Source organism: Collinsella sp. TM04-29 (assembly GCF_003466565.1).
GTDB lineage: Bacteria > Actinomycetota > Coriobacteriia > Coriobacteriales > Coriobacteriaceae > Collinsella.
Genome location: NZ_QSPW01000001.1, coordinates 1,165,488 through 1,187,047 on the forward strand (window position 1 = coordinate 1,165,488; position 21,560 = coordinate 1,187,047).

Annotated in this window: 20 protein-coding genes, 1 other RNA gene and 1 pseudogene; 7 read left to right on the forward strand and 15 right to left on the reverse strand. The window is 59.8% G+C overall.

The features are described 5' to 3' along the window. Positions 1-63 precede the first annotated feature (63 nt). The 3 genes from modA to glp form a co-directional block, all read right to left on the reverse strand. Positions 64-936, reverse strand: a complete 873-nt coding sequence (gene modA / locus DXD39_RS05270; RefSeq protein WP_117803345.1) for a molybdate ABC transporter substrate-binding protein — start codon at positions 934-936, stop codon at positions 64-66. Between the two features lie 204 nt (positions 937-1,140). Further along, positions 1,141-1,620, reverse strand: a complete 480-nt coding sequence (locus DXD39_RS05275) for a molybdenum cofactor biosynthesis protein B (RefSeq protein ID WP_117758703.1) — start codon at positions 1,618-1,620, stop codon at positions 1,141-1,143. 10 nt (positions 1,621-1,630) lie between these two features. Beyond that, a complete protein-coding gene (glp, locus tag DXD39_RS05280) occupies positions 1,631-2,908 on the reverse strand; it encodes a gephyrin-like molybdotransferase Glp (RefSeq protein ID WP_233541110.1) in 1,278 nt (425 codons plus the stop codon). A gap of 196 nt (positions 2,909-3,104) precedes the next feature. On the opposite strand from glp, the gene DXD39_RS05285 reads away from it, so the two are divergent. Continuing rightward, on the forward strand, positions 3,105-4,526 hold the full coding sequence (locus tag DXD39_RS05285; protein WP_199572047.1) for a chloride channel protein: 1,422 nt from the start codon (positions 3,105-3,107) through the stop codon (positions 4,524-4,526). A gap of 86 nt (positions 4,527-4,612) precedes the next feature. Next, a complete protein-coding gene (locus DXD39_RS05290) occupies positions 4,613-5,575 on the forward strand; it encodes a diacylglycerol kinase family protein (protein WP_117803346.1) in 963 nt (320 codons plus the stop codon). Between the two features lie 21 nt (positions 5,576-5,596). On the opposite strand, the pseudogene DXD39_RS05295 reads toward DXD39_RS05290, so the two are convergent. From DXD39_RS05295 to DXD39_RS05310, 4 genes and pseudogenes are all read right to left on the reverse strand, one after another. Beyond that, positions 5,597-5,905 (reverse strand): annotated as a pseudogene (locus tag DXD39_RS05295) (peptide chain release factor-like protein); the annotation flags it as partial. A 153-nt stretch (positions 5,906-6,058) separates the two neighbouring features. Beyond that, on the reverse strand, positions 6,059-6,637 hold the full coding sequence (locus DXD39_RS05300) for a xanthine phosphoribosyltransferase (protein WP_117803347.1): 579 nt from the start codon (positions 6,635-6,637) through the stop codon (positions 6,059-6,061). 158 nt (positions 6,638-6,795) lie between these two features. After that, positions 6,796-8,100 carry an MFS transporter gene (locus tag DXD39_RS05305; protein WP_117803348.1) on the reverse strand — a complete coding sequence of 435 codons (1,305 nt, stop codon included), beginning with the start codon at positions 8,098-8,100 and terminating at the stop codon, positions 6,796-6,798. A 141-nt stretch (positions 8,101-8,241) separates the two neighbouring features. Next, positions 8,242-9,525: an O-acetylhomoserine aminocarboxypropyltransferase/cysteine synthase family protein gene (locus DXD39_RS05310; protein WP_117803349.1), complete on the reverse strand. Its 1,284-nt coding sequence runs from the start codon at positions 9,523-9,525 to the stop codon at positions 8,242-8,244. A gap of 234 nt (positions 9,526-9,759) precedes the next feature. Here DXD39_RS05310 and DXD39_RS05315 point away from each other — a divergent pair, with 234 nt between their 5' ends. Then, positions 9,760-10,206: a C-GCAxxG-C-C family protein gene (locus tag DXD39_RS05315; protein ID WP_117635734.1), complete on the forward strand. Its 447-nt coding sequence runs from the start codon at positions 9,760-9,762 to the stop codon at positions 10,204-10,206. 67 nt (positions 10,207-10,273) lie between these two features. Here DXD39_RS05315 and DXD39_RS05320 read toward each other — a convergent pair whose 3' ends face one another. From DXD39_RS05320 to rpsA, 3 genes are all read right to left on the reverse strand, one after another. After that, positions 10,274-10,912 carry a YigZ family protein gene (locus DXD39_RS05320; RefSeq protein WP_199572043.1) on the reverse strand — a complete coding sequence of 213 codons (639 nt, stop codon included), beginning with the start codon at positions 10,910-10,912 and terminating at the stop codon, positions 10,274-10,276. A gap of 81 nt (positions 10,913-10,993) precedes the next feature. Further along, positions 10,994-11,355: RNase P RNA component class A (gene rnpB, locus DXD39_RS05325), an RNA gene on the reverse strand. Between the two features lie 323 nt (positions 11,356-11,678). Next, the gene (gene rpsA, locus DXD39_RS05330) at positions 11,679-12,845 is read right to left on the reverse strand and encodes a 30S ribosomal protein S1 (protein WP_022095232.1); all 1,167 of its coding nucleotides are present in this window, start codon (positions 12,843-12,845) and stop codon (positions 11,679-11,681) included. Between the two features lie 315 nt (positions 12,846-13,160). On the opposite strand from rpsA, the gene DXD39_RS05335 reads away from it, so the two are divergent. After that, on the forward strand, positions 13,161-13,919 hold the full coding sequence (locus DXD39_RS05335) for an HAD family hydrolase (RefSeq protein ID WP_117803351.1): 759 nt from the start codon (positions 13,161-13,163) through the stop codon (positions 13,917-13,919). Here the strand turns inward: DXD39_RS05335 and DXD39_RS05340 are convergent. Further along, positions 13,916-15,235, reverse strand: a complete 1,320-nt coding sequence (locus tag DXD39_RS05340) for a serine dehydratase subunit alpha family protein (protein ID WP_117803352.1) — start codon at positions 15,233-15,235, stop codon at positions 13,916-13,918. The genes DXD39_RS05335 and DXD39_RS05340 overlap by 4 nt on opposite strands. A 272-nt stretch (positions 15,236-15,507) precedes the next feature. Here DXD39_RS05340 and rpiB point away from each other — a divergent pair, with 272 nt between their 5' ends. Further along, positions 15,508-15,975 carry a ribose 5-phosphate isomerase B gene (rpiB, locus tag DXD39_RS05345; protein WP_055251633.1) on the forward strand — a complete coding sequence of 156 codons (468 nt, stop codon included), beginning with the start codon at positions 15,508-15,510 and terminating at the stop codon, positions 15,973-15,975. Between the two features lie 183 nt (positions 15,976-16,158). Here rpiB and ndk read toward each other — a convergent pair whose 3' ends face one another. The 4 genes from ndk to DXD39_RS05360 form a co-directional block, all read right to left on the reverse strand. Continuing rightward, entirely contained in the window at positions 16,159-16,563 is a 405-nt protein-coding gene (gene ndk / locus DXD39_RS05350) for a nucleoside-diphosphate kinase (protein WP_055251725.1), read from the reverse strand. 384 nt (positions 16,564-16,947) lie between these two features. Beyond that, positions 16,948-18,378 carry an argininosuccinate lyase gene (argH, locus tag DXD39_RS05355; RefSeq protein ID WP_117803353.1) on the reverse strand — a complete coding sequence of 477 codons (1,431 nt, stop codon included), beginning with the start codon at positions 18,376-18,378 and terminating at the stop codon, positions 16,948-16,950. A 118-nt stretch (positions 18,379-18,496) separates the two neighbouring features. Continuing rightward, entirely contained in the window at positions 18,497-18,667 is a 171-nt protein-coding gene (locus tag DXD39_RS10160; RefSeq protein WP_156058436.1) for a hypothetical protein, read from the reverse strand. A 233-nt stretch (positions 18,668-18,900) separates the two neighbouring features. Then, entirely contained in the window at positions 18,901-20,127 is a 1,227-nt protein-coding gene (locus tag DXD39_RS05360; RefSeq protein WP_035138001.1) for an argininosuccinate synthase, read from the reverse strand. 136 nt (positions 20,128-20,263) lie between these two features. Here DXD39_RS05360 and DXD39_RS10165 point away from each other — a divergent pair, with 136 nt between their 5' ends. After that, entirely contained in the window at positions 20,264-20,575 is a 312-nt protein-coding gene (locus tag DXD39_RS10165) for a hypothetical protein (RefSeq protein WP_147348087.1), read from the forward strand. 106 nt (positions 20,576-20,681) lie between these two features. Then, positions 20,682-21,509 (forward strand): Cof-type HAD-IIB family hydrolase, encoded by an 828-nt coding sequence (locus DXD39_RS05365; RefSeq protein WP_117800343.1) that lies wholly within the window; start codon positions 20,682-20,684, stop codon positions 21,507-21,509. The last annotated feature ends 51 nt before the right edge of the window (positions 21,510-21,560 follow it).

Here is a 21,560-nt window from a genome sequence, read left to right on the forward strand (position 1 = left end):
GCTCCAAGCGAATACAAGGACGGAGTGAAACACAAAACGATGGAATTATCGCGCCAAGCCGCACTACTCGGAAAGCTCAAAGCCGTACTTAGCCCAAATCTTCTGCGCCTTCTTGTTGGTCAGACAGAAGTCGATGAACGCCTTGGCCTCGTCGGCGTGCTCGGAGCTCTCGGCAACGGCACCCGGGTACACGATGGGCTTGTGCGAATCCTCGGGGCACACGAAGGCCTCCTCGATGCCGTCGTAGCGGAAGATGTCAGAGCTGTAGACAAAACCGGCCACGCAGTCGCCTGTGGACACATAGGCGGCGGCGGTACCAACTTTGTCTGCCAGTGCGACCTTGCCGGCGATCTCGGGTGCGTACTCGCCATCATCACCCTCGGTACCGGTGTAGAGGCCCACGGAAGCCAGCGCTTGGTTAGCATACTTGCCGGCGGGAACGGTCTTGGCGTCGCCGATGGCGATCTTGCCGTCCAGGTTCGCAACGTCGGCGATGGCCTCGACCTTGGTATCGGAGCCCTCGGCGCGAATGATCACAAGGTCGTTGACGAACATATCCTCACGGGTGTCGGTGTCGACGAGCTCGGCGGCTTCGGCGTCATCCATGGTGCCCTTGGAAGCGGTGATGAGCACATCGGCCGTGGCGCCGGCACGCATCTGCTCGACGAGGTCGCCGGAGGCCTTAAACTGCGTGTCGGCAAAGGTGGTGCCGGTCTGCTCGGTGTAAAGCTCCTGAACCTCGGGCAGAGCCTTCTCGAGCGAGTTGGCGGCAAAGACCTGCAGCTCGACAGCTTTCTTGGAAGATGCCTTAGCAGAACCGGCATCTGATCCGGCCGGCTCGGACGTCTTGCTGCCCGAACAGCCGGCAAGACCAAGGCCGGCAGCGGCGACAGCAGAGAGCGAGACGAATCCGCGGCGAGAAACCATATCGAACATGTTCAACCCTTTCGAACGATACACCCGGGCACCTCGCCGCAGGCTTTATTCTGTAATTAGATTATACTTCGGTGCGAATAATGATTCTGAGAAATTATTCTTGTCTGAGAATATAGTTTCAGGCACGCCTACAGAATGCCGTCCCCTTGGGCGCAAATAATAGGCGGAGCAGCCGTTCAGGTCGCCCCGCCGCAGGTAAACCGCTTAGTTGGTATGTCCGCCGCCCGCTGTCATTTGGGCTGCATGCTCCAGCTGGTCCGCTATGGCCTCCCAGCTTTCGCGGGCGGCCTTCGTAGAACCGGGAAAGTTTACGACAAGTGTATGACCTCGTTGCATGCAAATAGCGCGCGAGAGCATAGCGCGGTGCGTCTTGGTCATGGAGTAGGCACGGATCGCCTCTGCAATACCCGGCACATCGCGCTCGCAAACGGCACGCGTCGCCTCGGGCGTCACATCGCGCATCGAAAGCCCCGTGCCGCCGCAGGTGAGCACGACATTGGCGTGGCACTCATCGGCGGCTTCCACAATGGCATCACCGATCTCGCTGACGTCGTCGCGCACAACCACATGTGAGGCGACCGTCCAGCCCTGCGCCTCGATAAGTTCCTCGAGTGCGGCTCCGGCCTCATCCTGGGCAAGATCGCGCGTGTCCGAACACGTCACGATCGATATCTTCAGCTCCATAGTATTCCTCCTACAACACGGCGCCCTCAGGCAGGTCGACGCGAACAATGTCCACGACATCGCCCACCTTGAGGTCGCACGGTCCTTCGTCAACACGCAACAGGCAGTTAGCCCGCTGCATCGTGCCGAGCAGCGCCGAATTCTGCGTCTTGGCCTCGGTCACCAACAGCTCACCGGTCTCGGGGTCACGCAAAACCGTGGCGCGATCGAAGAAGCGTCGGTCCTGGCGCTTCTTTACGCCGTGCGTCAATATCGCCTGCTGCACGGGACGCGTACCCTCGGCAAAGCCGCGCATCTTGCGGATCGCGGGGCGGGCGAGCATCTCAAAGCCCACATACGCCGCCGCGGGATTGCCCGAAAGCCCCAAATACGGCTTGCCCCCAAGCAGGCCAAACGTGATGGCTTTGCCGGGACGCATCGAGATGCGGTCGAAGAGCACCTCGCCCTCGCGCCGGACGAGCGCCGTCACATAGTCGTAATCGCCCGCCGAGGCACCGCCGCTCGTAATGACAAAATCGCACTCCTGCACGGCGCGATGCACGAGCTCGGCGATTGCCTGCTCATCATCGGGAGCGATGCCAAAGAACACCGGCTCGGCGCCGGCATCGAGTGCCTCGGCCATCAACGCCGACGAGTTGGAGTCGCGAATCTGCCCGCGCGCCGGCAGCTCACCCGGCGCGACCAGCTCCGTGCCCAGCGAGATAATGCCCACACGCGGCGCGGCATGCACCTTCACGCTCGCATACCCGGCGCTCGCCAGCAGGCCAGCGCCGGCCGGGGCCACAACCTCGCCGGCGTGCATCACAACATCGCCGACATGGGCCTCCTCGGCGGCAGAGCGAACGTTCTCCCCTACCTTGGCAGGCGCCGAGAAGCTCACGTGCGAGCCCTCGTTGCCGTCGCCGTCAAGCACCTCGACGATCTCGTATTTCACCACGGCATCGGCACCTTCGGGTACCGGCGCGCCCGTCATGATGCGGACCGTCTCGCCCACGCCGACCACGCCCTCAAAGACATGGCCCGCGGCCTCGTGTCCGACAACGTCGAGCGTCACCGGCGCCTCGCCAGATGCCTGCGCCAAGTCCGCCGAGCGCACGGCATATCCGTCCATAGCGCTGTTGGCAAACGGCGAAATGTCGATATCGGCCACCGCGTCCTCTGCCAAGGGAAGACCGGCGGCCTGCCACACGGGAATCTCGACAACTTCGGTGCGATTCACGTGCGACAAGACGATCGCCTGCGCGTCCTCCAACGGAATGAGTTTCTCAACCATATACACCTCTAGCATGCTGCGGCGCGCAACAAAAGCGCCGATTCTTTATGTTTCTCTCAGTATAATCCCTCGACGCGCGACCGCGACTTGGCCTGTACCCGCAAATACATCTGTCGGCCGCAAGCCGCGAAACAAAACCAAAACCAACCCACCGGCTCGTCGCGTTTACCGCGTTTTATAATGCTCGTGTTGCAACCCAAAAGAGGAACGTATGACTTTTACCGACAAACCCGAAAGCGCAAACGAGGCGCAGGATCATTCCCAGCCGCTCGACGACGGCGGCCTTTTCTCCCTTAACGACGTCATCATGGCAGGCAGGCAACAGCTCACCCGCTCCGAGCATCTCTTGGCTGCCGACACGCGCCGCAACGCCCGCAACCTACTCGCGAGCGCCAAGCTGCTCGTGCTCGTAGTTATCGTCTCGCTCGCCATGGGCGTTGCCGCTTGGGCGTTTTTGGCCTCGCTGAATATCGCGACCGACTATCGCGAGAGCCATGCGTGGATCTACGCCCTGCTCCCCGTCGTGGGCGTGGCCACCGCGTGGGTCTACAAGAACCACGGTCTCGCCGCCAAGCGCGGCAACAATTTGGTCATCGACTCCGCCCTGGGCACACGACTCATCCATGCGCGCATGGCCGTTCTCACCTTCGTCTGCTCCACGCTCACGCACCTAACGGGCGGGTCGGCCGGTCGCGAGGGAGCTGCGGTGCAGATTGGCGGCACCATCGCCAGCAACATCTCGAGCCTCGCCCACCTCAAAAAGCATGACCACCACGACCTCATGCTCGCCGGCATCTCGTCGGCCTTTGGCGCCGTATTCGGTTCGCCCCTTGCTGGAGCTTTCTTTGGCATGGAGATGTGCTTTATCGGCAAGATCGACTACACCGCGGGCATCTACTGCCTGGTCGCCTCGTTTACCGGCTACTTTACGTCGCTTGCCTTGGGAACCGAGTACGAGGCGAATGTCATCGCCAGCGTTCCCAACATGACACCACGGACGGTTGTCATCGTTGTTATCAGCGCCATTATCTTCGGCCTGACGGCACGCCTCTTTGCCTGGTCGGTTCGAACCGTCAAAAGCCTGTACGGTCGCTTTATCGCCAATTACCTCGTCCGCGCACTCATAGGCGCACTCGTGGTTTTGGCCGCCTATGCCCTCCTTGACGCCTGGAACTACGCCGGCCTTTCCACGTGGCTTTCCGGCGCCGGATTTGCAGGCAACACCACCCTGGCGGACGCAGCCATCAAGTTGGTCGTCACAGCGCTTACCCTGGGCGCGGGCTTCCAAGGCGGCGAGGTCACGCCCCTGTTTGGCATCGGTGCGGCACTCGGTGGCTGGATCGGTTGCCTTACCGGGCTTGACCCCAGTTTTCTGGCGGCTCTCGGCATGCTCGGCGTGTTCTGCTCCGGCCTCAACGTGCCCATCACCACCTGCATGATGGCTATCGACTTGTTCCATGGAACAGCCGCGGGCTTCTTTGTCATCGTCTCGTTTATTAGCTATCTCGTCGGCGGCCACCGTGGCGTGTACCCCGCCCAGCGCATCATCTCACCCAAGCGCCGTTCGCTTATTGTGGATGAGGGCGGTACGGTAGCGGATGCTATCGAGCGCCACAACGACCTGATAGAGTAGATGTAATAATCGCCGTGCAGCCACAATCGGGGGCAATTCGACCTGAGCGCGACCGCACTGTCATGCCACACGCCGGGAGTCGCCCCATGCACGCAACTGATTTTGGTCGCACGCTCATCATCGCCAACCCAGCCGCCCAGTCGGGTGCGGCGCGCGAGGTCGCTGAGCGCCTGCAGCGCTTTTTAGACATGACCGCGCGCTCATCCCAGTTTGACTTGGTACTGACCGAGCGCATGGGGCATGCCAAGGAACTTGCCGCACAGGCCCAGGGCTACCGCACCGTTATCGCTCTTGGCGGCGACGGCGTGATCCACGAGGTCGTCAATGGGCTTATGAAGCAAAAGCAGGACGCCCGCCCCGCCCTTGCCGTCCTGCCCGTGGGCTCCGGCAACGATTTTGCCCAAACGCTCGGTATCGACGATTTCTCCGGCAAGGATTTTGGCGCGCTGCTCACCTGCGAGCTGCAACGTCAGGACATCGGGCGCATTCGCTCATGGAGCCCTGCAAGCGGTAGCGGCGAGGCGACGGTCGAGTATTATGACCAGACGCTTTCGGTCGGTATCGACGCCGCCATCGGCCTGGGAACCACCGAGCTGCGCAAACAGACTGGCTTGACGGGCGCTCCGCTCTACACCCTCTCGGGCCTTGAGCAGTTTGGCCTACGCTATCGCAACTACCCCATGAAAGTCAGCTTTGACGGCGCGCCCGCCGAGCGCGTGCGGGCGATTATCATGGCGATTCAGCTGGGCCCCACCTATGGCTCGGGCTATCGCATCTGCCCCGATGCCGACCCCTGCGACGGCATACTCGATGTCTGCTACGCCTGCGGCCCCGTCCCCCGCGCCGTTGCCCTGCCTATGTTTCTTTCGGCCAAGGACGGCCACCACACCAAGTTGCCGCCGGTTCGTATGCGCCGCTGCCGCCATGCCGAGCTCACCTTCGAGCAGCCCGATTTCCCCATCCAGGCCGACGGCGAGCCCATTGTCGCCTCGCGCATCGAGGTTGACGTCCTCGGCAGCGCCCTCCAAGTTTGGCACCCCGCCCGCTAGCAAGGCCAGCGGGACAAACGGCTACTCGTCGCTGCCCGGCTTGCGACGGTTGGCCTTTTTAATGGCTTTGAAGTGCTTGTCATTAAGCCTGCGTTGGCGAGAGCGCTGGGGTACCTTGGTCTTTACGCGTCGGCGCGGTGGACGCCCGCGACGCTCAAGCTCAGCGCGCAGCTTACGCAGGCAGCTCGCGCGATTTTGGAACTGGCTGCGGCTCTCGCGCGCCGTCACGGTAATCCCTGTGGGCACGTGCTTCATGCGCACCGCCGAGTCCGTCGTGTTCACGCCTTGTCCGCCCGGACCCGTCGCGCGAAACACCTGAACCTCGCAATCGCGCGCCAACTCTTCGGCCGCCATCGCGGCATAGCGCGCATACTCACGCCATCCCATCTTGTTCTCATCCATATCAACACCTCCCCTCATAAAAAATGTGACAAAGGGAAAGTCCCTTTGTCACATCGCATACCAATCGCTTGTGTTGCGCGCTTAGGCGAAGGTGATCTCGCCGGTATCGCAGTCCATATCGGCGATACGGGCTAGGCTTTCAACGCGGAAGCCGCGCTCGCGGAGCTTATCGCCACCGCCCTGGAAGCCCTTCTCCACCGCAATGCCAATACCGGACACCTCGGCACCCGCAGCCTCGCAGATCTTGATAAGACCCTCGAGCGCGCAGCCGTTGGCCAAGAAGTCGTCGATGATCAGGACCTTGTCGCCCTCGGACAAGAAACGCTTGCCAACGATGACCGGGTACTCCTTCTGCTTGGTAAAGGAGTAGATGGTCGTGGCATACTGCTCGCCGTCGAGGTTAATGGACTGGGCCTTCTTGGCAAAGACCACCGGCACGCCGCCAAAGTGCTGGGCTGCAATGCAAGCCATACCAATGCCCGAAGCCTCAATCGTCAGGATCTTGTTGATCTCAACATTCTTGAACAGACGGGCCCACTCGGCGCCCATGTGGTCGAACAGCTCAACGTCGCACTGGTGGTTGAGGAAGGCATCAACCTTAAGGACGTTACCGGCCTTTACGATGCCGTCATGGCGAATACGATCCTCAAGCTCCTGCATGGCGCAACCCCTTCTCGCGGCAACGATACCGCGCGATTAATAAACGTTGTTCGATAGTCTACCACGGACCGACCCCCGCCTGTCCCACAAGCCGCATCGCACCACAAACCAGTCTTTTTGGGACGGCGCGAATACGTGGCAGGCAGCCTCCCAACACGCTAATGGCGGGCGCGCATCCTCACCAAACGCACCATGGCGAGCGCAAAACCCACAGCGGCCACAGCCATAAGCACGTAGAACACCGAGCGAAAACCGAATAGGAATACATCCGGACGGCCTGCAACGAAACTGGTTACGGCCTCGCCCATCGCCACGCTCATCTGCCCATACAGGATATGCGACGCCACCGTAATGCCGAATGCCATGCCAGCGTAGCGCGCCAAACTGCCCAAGCTGCCCGCAAAACCGAGCGCCTCGCGCGGGGCCGAACCCATATACAGGGAGTTGTTAGGGCTTTGGAAAATCGACGTACCGAGCGACATAAATGCGACGCAGCACACGATCACAAGGATGGAGGAATGCTCGTTGAGCGTGCTCACCGCAAAGAGACCGCACACGTACACACCCAGGCCGACCGCCGTGGGGCCCTCGCAGCCAACACGGTCCGAAACCGTACCCGAAAGCGGGCCGATAAAGGCATTCACCATCGGCAACGCCAAAAAGAGTAGTCCAGAGATGTCGGAACCAAAGCCGTGGGCGTCCTGAAAATAGAACGGCAGGATAAACTCGGATGCGCCAATACCAACGAACACGATGAGCATGCAGGCGAGGTTGATGGTGAAGGCCGAATTTGCAAAGCAGCGACGAGCAGCCTCGATCAGGGACATGGGGCGCTCGCCAGCCTCCGGCTTAACATGCGGCAGCGTATAGAGCCCCACGATAAACGAGATGACGCCAATGGGCAGGTTGATGAGGAAGATGCTCTCCCTGGGAAAGCTTGCCACCAGCATGCCGCCCAGCACGGGGCCACACATCATGCCGAGGGCCACGAAGGTCGCGAGAATACCCATGGCACGACCGCGCTCGCGCGCCGGAAACGACTCGGTGATGATACCCATGTTGTTAGCCATGGCCGCCGCGCAGCCGACGCCCTGCACAATGCGTGCCAGAATAAGAACTTCGAGCGAACTCGAAAGGCCGCAAAGCAGCGAGCCGGCCGTAAAAACGATTACGCCCAGCTGGAATACGCCCACCTTGCCGCGCACGTCGCCCAAGCGGCCAAACGGCAGCATAGCCACGCATGTCGCAAGCAGATACACCGAGCTTACCAGCTGAATGCGATCGAGGCCCACACCCAGCTCCTTTTGTATCACGGGCAGCGCCACGGTCACGACGGTCGAATCCAGACACACCATAAACGTCATGATGAGCACGGTAAACAGAATCGCCCACTTGTTCTTGCCATGGGTGTCGCCCTCAAGGGCAATGTGCTCGCGGCGCAGCTGCTCTGCAGTTTTCTCCATATCCATCCTTTCGAGTGGTGCAACGCAAAAACGGGGCCCCAATCGCCTGCGAACAGTCGCGATTGGGGTCCCGCCTACGGAATCGGAACTAAAGGTCGCCGAAGCTTTCTGCCAGCATCGGCGACTTGTGCGAACGCTAGCCTAGCACTGCTCGAGCGCCTGCTCAAGGTCGGCAATCAGATCGGCCGTGTCCTCGAGGCCGCACGACAGGCGCACCATGTCGGCGGAGATGCCGCAGGCGATGAGCTCCTCATCGTTCATTTGGCGATGCGTGGCGTTAGCGGGATGCAGGCAGCAGGTGCGGGCGTCTGCCACATGCGTGGCGATCTGGGCGAGCTTAAGGCTCTTCATAAAGGTCTCGGCCGCCGCGCGACCACCGTTAAAGCCAAAGCTCACGACGCCGCAGGTACCGTTGGGCATGTACTTCTGAGCCAGGTCATAGTACTTATCGCCCTCCAGGCCCGGATAGCTCACAAAGCGCACCTTGGGATGACTCTGCAGGAACTTGGCAACGGCCAGGCCGTTCTCACAATGACGCGGCATGCGTACATGCAGGCTCTCGAGCGAGCTGTTCAGGAAGAAGGCCGCCTGCGGGTTCTGCATGGGGCCGAGGTCGCGCATGAGCTGAGCGGTTGCCTTGGTAATGAAGGCACCCTCGCGACCGAACTTCTCGGCATAGGTCACGCCGTGATAGCTCTCGTCGGGCGTGGTGAGACCCGGGAACTTGTCTGCATGGGCCATCCAGTCAAACTGGCCGTGGTCGACGATCACGCCACCCAGGTAGGCCGCATGCCCATCCATGTACTTGGTGGTAGAGTGCGTGACGATGTCGGCGCCCCACTCAAAGGGACGGCACATCACGGGCGTCGGGAAGGTGTTGTCGACCATCAGCGGCACGCCGTGGTCATGCGCGGCCTTGGCAAAGCGCTCAATATCGAGCACGGCAAGGGCGGGGTTGGCAATCGTCTCGCCAAAGACGAGCTTGGTATTGGGCTTAAAGGCGGCCTCGAGCTCCTCATCGGTGCAGTCGGGGGCAACAAAGGTGCAGGTGACGCCCATACGACCCATGGTGTGGGCGAGCAGGTTGTAGGTACCGCCGTAGATGGCAGAGCTTGCGACCACGTGATCGCCGGCACCGGCAACGTTAAAGATCGCGAGGAAGTTCGCAGCCATGCCCGAGCTCGTGAGCATCGCCGCGGTACCACCCTCCATCTCGCAGATCTTGGCAGCGACCAGATCGCACGTGGGGTTCTGCAGGCGGCTGTAGAAGTAGCCCGACTCCTCCAGGTCAAACAGCTTGCCCATGTGCTCGGACGTGTCGTACTTCCACGTGGTGGACTGGTAGATGGGCACCTGGCGCGGCTCCGCATCGCCCGGATGATAGCCGCCCTGAACACATGTAGTTCCGATGGTCTGCTCGCTCATATCCAACTCCCTTACTTGGGTTTTGTTTTTATTCGGTTTACGATACCGCTACCCCGCACCCCTCTCAACCCATCCCGCCGATAGGTTATGGGACAAATTAATCATGTTTATTTGTCCCAAATCTTAAGAAAGTGTTCGATGGCGAAAAACAATGAGATATGCACTGCGGTCTCGATAAGCGAATGCGCCAGCAAGGGTACCATAGGCGGGTACACCGCAATCAAGGAGACACCGATGAAGCAGATTGATACCACTCAGCTCAACACTGCCACCTGCCAGGCTCAGGCTGCCGAATACCACGCCCGCGGCTTTAACTGCGCGCAGGCCGTCGCCTGCACGCTCGCGCCCGCCGTCGGGCTCGACCCCCAGGTCGCCTTTACCCTCACCGAGGGCTTTGGCGCCGGCATGGGCGGCATGACCGAAACTTGCGGTGCCATCTCGGGCGCCGTGGCCATCATGGGCTTTGTAATGAGCGATGGCATGGAAAACCCCAAGACCAAGGGCCAGACCTACAAACTGTCGCGCGAGATTGCCAAGCGCTTTGGCGAGAAGAACACGACGACCGTCTGCGGCACGCTCAAGGGCATCGGATCGGACAAGGGTCCGCTCCGCAGCTGTCCCGGTTGCATCGACGATGCCGTCGAAATCGCCTGTGATGTACTAAAGCAGCTCGCCGAGTAAACGGCAGCGACATAAAACGACGGTCGGTGTGCTTGGGATCCGTCCAAAAGCACGCCGGCCGTCGCCGTTAGAACTCGGCAAATTCGGGAGTGCTGACCTCAATCTCCTCGCGCCCCGCCATAAGCTCGCGCATCTTAGCGCAAAACGACTCCTGCTCCCCCGCCTTAAACACCAAATGAAGTGTCACGGCATCCGCGTACTCGGTATCCGAAACCTTGGCACCGGAATCCTGGGCCAAGCGAAGCACCTGCTCATACTGCGGATAGGCCACATGCACGTCAACAGGCACGACACTCGTCATCTCGACGATCTGCCCGGCCTCCTGAGCCGCGGCCACCGCCGCTTGCGTCGCCGCAGTATAGGCGCGAACCAGGCCGCCCGGCCCCAACAGCGTGCCGCCAAAATAGCGCGTCACTACGCAGCAAACATTTTTGAGCTCCGCACCGCGCAACACCTCGAGCGTCGGCATACCGCTCGTGCGGCTCGGCTCACCATCGTCGCTCTGGCGCTCGCGTCCATCGACCAAAATCCACGCGGGAACATTGTGTCGAGCGTCGTAATGACGTTTGCGAACCATCTCGATAAAGGCATTCGCCTCGTCCTCGGACACAATATGGACCAGCTGGGCAATAAACCGGCTCTTGCGGTCCACAAACTCGCCCGAAGCCTCAATATTCGATTGCAGAGTAAAATAGCTGTCCAACAAAGCCCCTCAACAAAATAAAGCGCAGCAACGAACAGCTTCAATAATACGGCAAAGGCCGTACCGATTGTCAGGGTAACAAAAATGCCAAGTGGGCCTGTAAGCCGGGTTCTGTCGTGAACGGTCATTTATCTTGTCTGCACGTTACCATGCAGCTCCACGCACGCTACCCGAACGCGGACCGGGCCGGCCCATAGCGTTCCTATTCGCGCTTGCTCCGGATGGGGCTTGCCAAGCTGCCGTGTTGCCACGACGCTGGTGGTCTCTTACACCACCGTTTCAGCTTTTCCCTTTACGCCTTGCGGCGCAGGTGGGAGTCTTCTTTTCTGCGGCGCTTTCCGTCGGATCACTCCGCCCGGCCGTTAGCCGGCATCCCGCCCTCTGGAGCCCGGACTTTCCTCACGCGTACTGCAAGCAGCACATCGCGCGACCGTCTGGCCCACTCAGCAGTGCAAGAGTGTAGCACACCGTTACCGCAGGCAATGGCACAACGCAAACGCTCGACACGATAAACCAAGAACCGCCATGCGCTACAATGGTCCTGTCGATGGGCCACGTCGTCAGTCGAGACGCGACCGCGCTCCGCACCCCTCCGTCTACTCGGTGTGTTCCCGCCTCCTCCCCGAGGCGGGATGTCGGCTTTTTTCATGCACCGACAATCCAATAGCCTGTGGACAGCCCGGCAGCATTGCGCATCTCGGCGCCAAATGCAAAAAGGGACCCGTCCATTACGGACGAATCCCTTAAAACAAGTGATCGTCAAACCGAATTACTCGGCGTCGGTCTCCTCGTCCTTCTTCTCGGAAGGCAGCGGGGTAACCTCGATCTCGACGCCCAGAGTCTCAGCAGCAGACTTCATGGACAGGGAGATACGACGACGGTCGAGATCGATCTCCATGACCTTGACCTGAACCTTGTCGCCCACGTGGGTGACCTGAGAAGGCTGATCGACGTGCTTGTTGGCCATCTCGGAGATGTGCACCAGGCCCTCGATGCCCTCGCCCAGGTCGACGAAAGCGCCGAACGGGACAAGCTTGGTCACAGTGCCCTCGACGATAGCGCCGACGGGGTACTTCTTGACCAGTGCGCGCCACGGATCCTCCGTGGTCTGCTTGAGACCCAGGGAGATGCGCTCGCGGTTGAGATCGACGTCGAGAACCTCGACCTCGACCTCCTGGCCGACCTTGACAACCTCGGAAGGATGGTTGACGTGGTTCCAAGAGAGCTCGGAGATGTGGATGAGGCCGTCGATACCGCCGAGGTCGACGAAGGCGCCGAAGTCGACGATGGAGGAAACGGTGCCCTGGAGACGCATGCCAGACTTGAGCTTGGACAGGATCTCGGAACGCTCGGCCTTACGGGACTCCTCGAGCACGACGCGACGGGAGAGGACAACGTTGTTGCGGTTGCGGTCCATCTCGATGACGCGGGCCTCGATGCGGGTGCCCATGTAGGAGGTGAGGTCCTTGACGCGACGGAGGTCGACGAGGGAAGCGGGCAGGAAGCCACGCAGGCCGATGTCGAGGATCAGGCCGCCCTTGACAACCTCGATAACCTCGCCCTCGACGTTCTCGCCGGAGTTGAACTTCTCCTCGATGCGGTTCCAAGCACGCTCGTACTCGGCACGCTTCTTGGACAGGACCAGACGACCGTCCTTGTCCTCCTTCTGGAGAACCAGAGCCTCGATGGGATCACCGAGTGCAACGATGTCTGCAGGGTTAGCGTCCTTGCGGATGGACAGCTCGCGGACCGGGATAACGCCCTCGGACTTGAATCCGATGTCAACGAGCACCTCGTCATGCTCGATCTTAACGACAGTGCCGTTAACGAGATCGCCCTCATCAAAGTCGGTAATCGTACCGTCGATGAGGTTGTTCATCTCCTCCTCGTTGACATCGTCAAGAGAGAAAATGGACGAGTTCTGAATCTCACTCAAAGGTGGACCCCTTTCGAACTACGGGGCCCCGATTGCTAGGACCTACAGAAGGGTGCGACAAGCACACAACGTTTAGGAACACTCGGGAGCCGACAGATACTAATGTGACGCTTATGCAATCACGTTCGTATAGGTTACGGGGAAATGAGTTCGATTTCAAGCGTGAACTGCGATTTTTTACTCGTGTGGAGACTTTTTCGTAATCTTATGAACACACGTCTCCGCAACTTGACGATAACCAGCCAGGCATTCGGCTTTGGGGTAAAGTATCCGGAGCCAACGATTCTAGATCGATTTTTCGAGAAAGGTGCCCGCGTGCTCAAAGCAGTCGTTTTCGATATGGACGAAACGCTTCTTAGCATCAACCTCAACGCGTTCATCCTTCGCTATTTTAAGGATGTCTCTTCGATGCTCGCGGATATCGGGCGCCGCAGCCGCGGTGGCACGATGGCACGCCTCGGCACCATCCTGGTCGACCTCAACGCCAATCGCCGCAGCGGCACGGACAACCGCACCAATCTTGAGTTTTACCAAGAAGAGGTCAAGCGCCGATGCGGGATTTGCCTCTCCGATCCCCTCATCTACGAGGCGTTTACCTACTACGACCGCGAAGTTCTTCCGTACAAGAATGACGAACTCATCAACGCCCATGCCATGCCGGGCGCACACGCCGCGCTCCAGGCCGTACAGGACGCAGGGCTGCGCTGCGCGCTCTTTACCAACCCCAGCTTTCCGCAGGGGGCCATCGAGTGCCGCATGGGTTGGGGCGACCTGGCCGACGCCCCCTTTGAGCTCGTCACGCACATGGGAAACGCCACCCGCTGCAAGCCTGATGCCACCTACTATCTAGAGCAGCTTCAGGTGATGGGGCTCGAACCGCACGAGGTCCTTATGGTGGGCAACGATCCCAAACGCGACTTCCCTAACCCCGCCTGCGGCATTCAGACTGCCTATGTAGGCCAGGGCAAGCCCAACCGAGTCACCTGGCGCGGAACCATGGAAGGCTTCGCCCGCGACTTTAACGCCGTAGTAGAAGCCTTCTACGAACACCAAGTAGCCGACGAACTGTCCTAGCACACTTGGGTTTTGCCGATCATGATGTTGAGGATCTCGACGTCGGTGTCCTTCATACCCACACGGCCCACGTAGCCCATGCTGGCAATCGTCTGCTCGACGGTATCCTGGATCAAACCCTCGCCGGCACGGAAGCCACGCCCCTGCATGGCCATGTCATGTCCCAGAATCGCCGCATCGACGGCAGCCGAAATCTTGGCGGCACAACTCGCCTTGGCACCGTCGCACACGATGCCGCCCACGTTACCGAGCGTATTCGAGACCGTCGCGCCAATCTGCTCGCGCGTGCCACCGCACAGCCAGGTAATCGCAGCGCCGGCGCCGCACGCGGCGCAGATAGCACCGCAAAACGCCGAGAGCGCACCAATATAGCTCTTGATATGCACGGCGATAAGATCGGACAGCATCACGGCGCGCACCAGGCGCTCGTGGTCGCAGCGCAGGTATTCGGCATACTCCATGACGGGCAAGGCGCAGGTAATGCCCTGATTGCCCGAGCCGCACACAATGGCGACCGGCAGCGCGCAGCCGTTCATACGGGCATCGGAGCCGGCGGCCGCACGCGCACGCGCACGGCAGGCGACGTCATCGGCACGAGCGCCCAGCAGCGTACGGCCCACCTCGGCGCCCCAAGCGTGCGCGAGGCCCTCGGCACTGATCGCGCCGTTCAGCTCAATCTGACGCTCGACGGCCGCGCGGGCATCCTCAATGTCGCCGGCCTCGATAAAGTCGATGATGGACTCGATCGACATGGGTGTGTCGGCCTTATCCGCCGCCCGCTCGGCCACCACGCGCTCGGCGCAGGCGGCACACTCCCCCGCCGACTTGCCGCATACCGGAATACCGTCGAGCGTATGGCACGTGACATTGGTGTGGTGATCGGTAATCTCGACGACCGCGGTATGGCCACCAGCCGTGGCAGTCACCTTGATGTAGAGGTTGGGCACGCCCTCGACGAGCGACACATCACAGTAGTCGGCGTCGACAAGCAGCTCAGTCACGCGAGCACGATCCGCATCGTCAACGCTCTCGAGCACCTCGAGCGCGCTCTTGGCGTCACCGCCCACCGCACCCAGCACGGCCGCGGCCTCAATACCGTGCATACCGCCCGAGTTGGGCACGGTCACGCTCTTAACGTTCTTGATGATGTTGCCCGAGCAGGCAACATCCATATGTTCGGGCTCGCAACCGAGCGTCTGGCTCGCCAGCGCCGCCGCATAGGCAACGGCAATGGGCTCGGTGCAGCCGAGCGCACAGACAAGCTCGCGGTTCAAAACATCGCAAAACGCGGCATCACGAAGGGAATCGGTAGGCATAGGTATCTCCTGCTTGCATAACGGGCTGGTCTCTCAAAAATAATTAGCTCTTCTATTTGATAACAATGCATCAAAAACCGCAACCATGGTTCCGGCGGACGGCGCTCAAGCACAAACTGGCGGCATTCATTCATGAAAAGCGGGTCTTGTTGCCTGCTAAAGCGTTTGACCAAAAAACGCCCGAGCGTTTACGCAAAAGTCGCGCTATCATGCAGTCGAACGCGGTAAACACCTTTAGCATTTGCGCCGCACAGACCAGAGAGGAACCATCCATGAAGATCGGTATCGGTAACGACCACGCCGCCGTCGAGCTCAAGAACATCATTTCCGAGCACCTGAAGGAGCGCGGCTGCGAGGTCGTGAACTTTGGCACCGACACCTCCGAGAGCTTTGACTACCCCATCGCCGGCTACAAGGTGGGTAAGGCCGTTGCCAACGGCGACGTCGACCTGGGCATCCTGATCTGCGGTACCGGCGTCGGGATCAGCCTGGCTGCCAACAAGGTCGAGGGCGTACGCGCCGTCGTATGCTCCGAGCCCTTCAGCGCCAAGCTCTCCCGCATGCACAACAACACCAACGTGCTCGCCTTTGGCGCCCGCGTCGTAGGCTCCGAGCTCGCTAAGATGATCGTCGACGAGTGGCTCGACGCCGAGTTCGAGGGCGGCCGCCACGAGCGTCGCGTCAACCTCCTCAACGAGATCGACCAGACCCGCGGTCTCAAGGTCGTCGACGAGGCCTAAAGACTTACAACGCCATACGCTAGCGACAGCCCCCGCCTGGAATGCACGCACATTCCAGGCGGGGGCTTTTTAGTAGATTTCTAGGCATGTCCCAAAAATCAGCTGGAATATAAAAGGGCGCCGCGGATGGAGTTCCGCGGCGCCCAAGCCACACGCTAACAGCTTTAAGGAGTCAAAGCTGGTTTAGCCAAAGAAGCGCTTGATCTCGATCTCGGCGTTCTCCAGGCAGTCGGAGCCGTGGATCACGTTGGCGTTGACATCGACAGCGAAGTCGCCGCGAATGGTGCCGGGCGCAGCATCAAGCGGGTTGGTAGCGCCCATAAGGGTGCGCATCTTGGAGACAGCGGAGAGACCGGAAACGACCATCTTGACGACCGGACCGCTCGTCATAAAGTCGCAGAGACCGCCAAAAAAGGGCTTGTCGGCCAGATGAGCGTAGTGCTCCTCGACGGTAGCGCGCTCGAGCGTGGTCATCTCCATGCGCTCGATGACAAGGCCGCTGCGCTCGATGCGAGCAACGATCTCGCCGATCTTGCGATCGCGCACCGCGTCGGGCTTAATCATGATGAAGGTCTTCTCGATAGCCATAAGGTAGCCTTTCAAGTAGGTTCGCGCGTGCCCAAGTCCCATTCCGGCACCCGCCCGGACTGCATCGTAACAGAGTTTTAGCTGCAGTTAAACAAAAAGCTGTTTATTGAAGCGCTACAATTTATTAAAGCGCTCCATATGTGTCACTTCTGTTTCGAAGCCTGATTAGAGTACCATCCGACCGCCCATCAACCGCATCGAACCGAGCGGACGGTCGGTTGCCGCCTGTGAACGTACCCCCTACACAACCTGCCCAAAGGTCCTACAGAAGTTCTCGACAAGCCCCTCCCCCATAGCAACAAAATACGGACGCCCGCATCAGCAGACGCCCGTAAAACAAAAACGATTTATCAATAAATGGACAATACGTCTTCAGCCAAACCTTTACTTTGCCCCGTGACCCATCTCGACAACCTTGGTTAGCGATCCAAACACGCCTTCGTCGGCCACGAGCTGCGCCTCGGCACGCTGCAGCTGCACGGCAACGGCGGCAGGGGCGGTACCGCCCTCGGTCGTGCGTGCGGCGACAATCGACGGGATGTCGAGCGCCTCGGTAATGTCGCGCTCAAAGAGCGGGCTTGCCTCCTGGAACACCTCAAACGGCAGGTCCTCAAGATTGCAGCCGTGCTTCTCACACATCAGGACCAGATGGCCCACCACGGCATGTGCCTCACGGAACGGCAGACCACGCTTAGCCAGGTAATCGGCAACATCGGTGGCGGCAAGATGCCCCACGCCGCACTCGCGCGCCATGGCATCCTCGTTGACGGTCCAGGTCGAAATCATTCCGGCCATAACGGACAGGCACTGCATGAGCGTGTGAGCGGTATCGAGCGCGCCCTCCTTGTCCTCCTGCAAGTCCTTGTTATAAGCAAGCGGCAGGCCCTTCATGGTCACGAGCAGCTGCACCAGGTTGCCGTACACGCGACCGCTCTTGCCGCGGATAAGCTCAGCAAAGTCGGGGTTCTTCTTCTGCGGCATGATAGACGAGCCGGTGGAGTAGGAGTCTGAAAGCGTGATAAAGCCAAATTCGGAGCTCGACCACAGCACGATCTCCTCGGAAAGACGCGACAGGTGCATCGCCATGACGGATCCGGCGTAATGCAGATCGAGCAGGAAATCACGGTCGGAAACCGCATCGAGCGAGTTGGGAATCACGCCCGCAAAGCCAAGTTCGGCAGCCGTCATCTGGCGATCGAGCGGATAGCTCGTACCGGCAAGCGCGGCAGCACCCAGCGGGCAGTTGTCGGCGGCATCAAAGGCGACCTTCAGGCGCGTAAAGTCGCGCGCGAACATCCAGGAATACGCCAGCAGATGATGCGAGAGCAGCACGGGCTGAGCGTGCTGCATATGCGTGTAGCCCGGCAGAATCACCTTGTCGTACTTCTTGGCCGCATCCACCAGCACATGGCGCAGCTCAAGATTGGCCTCCATGAGCTCCTTGGCCAGCGCCTTGACGCCCAGGCGCGTATCGGTCGCCACCTGGTCGTTGCGCGAACGCCCAGTATGCAAGCGCTTGCCAGCCTCGCCGATACGACGCGTCAGCTCGCTTTCGATGGACATATGAATGTCCTCGTCGTTGATATCAAAGGTGAAGTTGCCGGCATCGATATCCTGTTCGATTCCAGTCAGGCCCTCGGCAATCGCCTGCTCGTCCTCGGCGCTGATAATGCCCTGGGCCGCCAGCATCTTGGCATGTGCCTTAGATCCGGCGATATCCTGCTTATAGAGATGTTTGTCAACCGGCAACGACGCGCCAAACTCCTGCGTGACCTCGGCCACGCCTGCCTCAAAACGACCGCCCCAAAGAGCCATGGAACCGTCCCCTTTCATCAAATCCCAAAACAAGCGCCCAAAGCAATGCGCCCTGTCGCTAAAGCGATTTCTCAACCGCTAGTTTTGTATATTCCCCACCATGTGCGAGGCCCTATAGCTAATTTGCAAAGAAGTGACGCGCCATGCACTTGGCGCCCAACGTCTCCCTCCGAATGTTGCCCTGCGAACCATCGATCCAGGCCTTTAGGCTCATAGGAACGTCCTCGACCTTTGCAGCATCGAACTCGGGCGCGAGGGCAAGTAAAGCATGCGCGATAGCATTGAACATAATGGATACTCCCCATATATATAGGCGCAGGGCCGTCAAATTGATAGGAGGAGCCCCGCCGGACAACCCCGGCGGGGCTCGGACTCAGCCGCAGACGCGGCATCATATATGCGGGCGGAACGTAGGGGCCACCGATGTTAAGAAGTGTCAGCAAGCATAACGAAAGGTAGGGACCCCATGCGCCCGTTATGTATCACGCGGATGGGCCGCGCGGATACCAAAGGAAGGAGGCGCTAGGCCTGGGCGGCAGCAGAGCTGGGGCCCTGGACCTTAGCCCACGTCTTGAGCGACAGCGTATCGATCTCGATAAAGCCGGCGCTGGCCTTCTCGTCAAACGTAGTGTCGCGGTCGTAGGTAGCCAGACCGTAGTCATACAGGCTAAACGGGCTCTTGCGGCCGACGACATGGCAGTTGCCCTTAAAGAACTTCAGACGGACGGTGCCGGTCACGAACTTCTGGGTGTCGGCCATAAAGGCATCGAGCGCGTTTTTGAGCGGGCTGTACCACTGGCCGTTGTACACGGCGGTGGCCCAATCCTGCTCGAGCTTAATCTTGGTCTTGAGCAGGTCGCCCTCGACGCAGATGTCCTCGAGCGCCTTGTGGGCGGTGATGAGCGTCAGGGCGCCAGGAACCTCGTAGCACTCGCGACTCTTGAGGCCCACCAGACGATCCTCGACCAGGTCGAGACGGCCAAAGCCGTTGTCACCCGAAATCTTGTTGAGGGCGATGACGATCTCGGAGAGTTTCATCTTCTTGCCATCGACGGCGACGGGCTTGCCCGCCTCAAACTCAATCTCGGTGTAGGTCGGGGTGTCCGGCGTGTCCTCGGGGTTCTTGGTCATAACCCAGGCGTCGTCGAGCGGCTCGTTCCAGGGATCCTCCAGGTGACCGCACTCGATGGCGCGACCCCACAGGTTGTCGTCGATGGAATAGGGGTTGTCGTTGGCGCCCTCGGGAACCGGCACGTTGTGGGCGTGAGCATAGGCAACCTCATCGGGACGGCACTTCAGATCCCACTCGCGAACCGGGGCGATAACCTTAAGCTCGGGGTCGAGGGCCTTGACGGCAGCCTCAAAACGAACCTGGTCGTTACCCTTGCCGGTGCAGCCGTGGGCGACGTAGGTCGCGCCAAACTCGTGAGCGACCTCGACAAGCTTCTTGGCGAGCAGCGGGCGAGACAGCGCGGAGAGCAGCGGGTACTTGTTCTCGTACATGGAGTTTGCGGCGATGGCCTTAGTCAGGAACTCATCGGAGAACTCGTCGCGCAGGTCGAGCACCTGGCAATCGAGAACGCCCAGGTCAAGCGCCTTCTGCTTCTTGGCATCCAAGCCGGTCTCCTCCTGGCCCACGTTGCCGCAGACGCAAACGACATCGAGATTCTTCTCGTCCTGGAGCCACTTGACACATACGGATGTATCAAGACCACCGGAATATGCGAGAACGACTTTTTCCTTGCTCATGGCTGTTTCCTTTCGCCCTTGGTAGCTAGTTAGAACATCGGTCAGTTGCAAGTCATTTCGAGGTCAAAAAACCGTGCAATATCAGGTTAAATAGCAAAAAGCAGCACAGCATGCTCTAGAAACATGCGTTTATATCGTGCTAAAACCCAACGACCTCAAAATGACTCTGTTGGGGCATTTCACCCCATACGAACAGAGACGATTGTTATCGTCGTCGGGAAATTGCGCGCTGGCGTCGGATGGCATTATCTGCAGTGGTGATGATCTTTACGAACTGCATCTGCCTCTCCTTTCACCTATCGCCGGGCGCAATTCTAATATCGCAAACGGTACCTTTTCCTCGGTAAGCGGTGCTTTTGCCGTCTCCGTTTTCGATGGTCGCTATATTACGCTAAAGTGCCTGCTGTACAAGCGACAAATTCAAATTTCTGAAAAGTTTTTTCATTAGTTTGTGAATTGCAGTGCAAGTACGCACCATTCCTGCGAAAATACGCTCGATTACATAGCAGAGGGTCATTACGCCCGAAACAATCTGGAAACGGAAAGGAGCATTTATGCAGACTTATGAATCAGACGCTAACATCGGCAACATTAAACTCATCGCCGTCGACATGGACAAGACGCTGCTCACCGACGAGCGCGTGTTGCCGCAGGGTCTTGATGAGCGCCTGGACAAGCTCGCCGACGCCGGCATCGTATTCTGCCCCGCCAGCGGACGTCCAGCCCCCAAGCTCGAGGAGATGTTCGAGGGCATCAAGAACCGCCTCGCCTTTTGCCCCGACAACGGAGCCTGCGTCATCTATCGCGGCAACTATATCTATAAGAGCAACATCGATGTGGCGCTGTATCAGCAGGTCTTGAGCCGCGCCTCGGAGGATTCTCGCGCCGTCCCCGTCCTATGCTGCTACGACGAGTTCTACGTACTTGCCCGTGACCATCAATACCACGACGAACTCAGCGTCTACTACAACACGATCAACTACGTCGATAGCTTTGAGGGCATTGATATCGAGTCCAACAAGATTTCGATCTTCTTCCCCGCCTACGATGCCGAGCCCGCGTTTCGCGAGAACTACAGCCCCGAGTTCTCGGACAAGCTCTACGTCACCAACGCCGGGCGCGAGTGGATAGACTTTATGAACCTGGGCGTCGACAAGGGGTCGGGCGTCGCGCACCTGTGCGAGCAGCTGGGCATTGATATCGCTGATGCCGCCGCCGTGGGTGATACGTACAACGACATCCCCATGCTGGAGCGCGTCGGGCATAGCTTTATCGTGGATAATGCCGAGGAGCACATGAACGCGCACGCCAAATGGCGCATTCCGAGCAACAACGACGGGGGCGTACTGACACTCATCGACGCTATCCTGGCGGCACGTTAACGTTGCTCGTCGGACCTGGCCGGGCGAGTCGGGTCCTTGGGCTACTTGCTT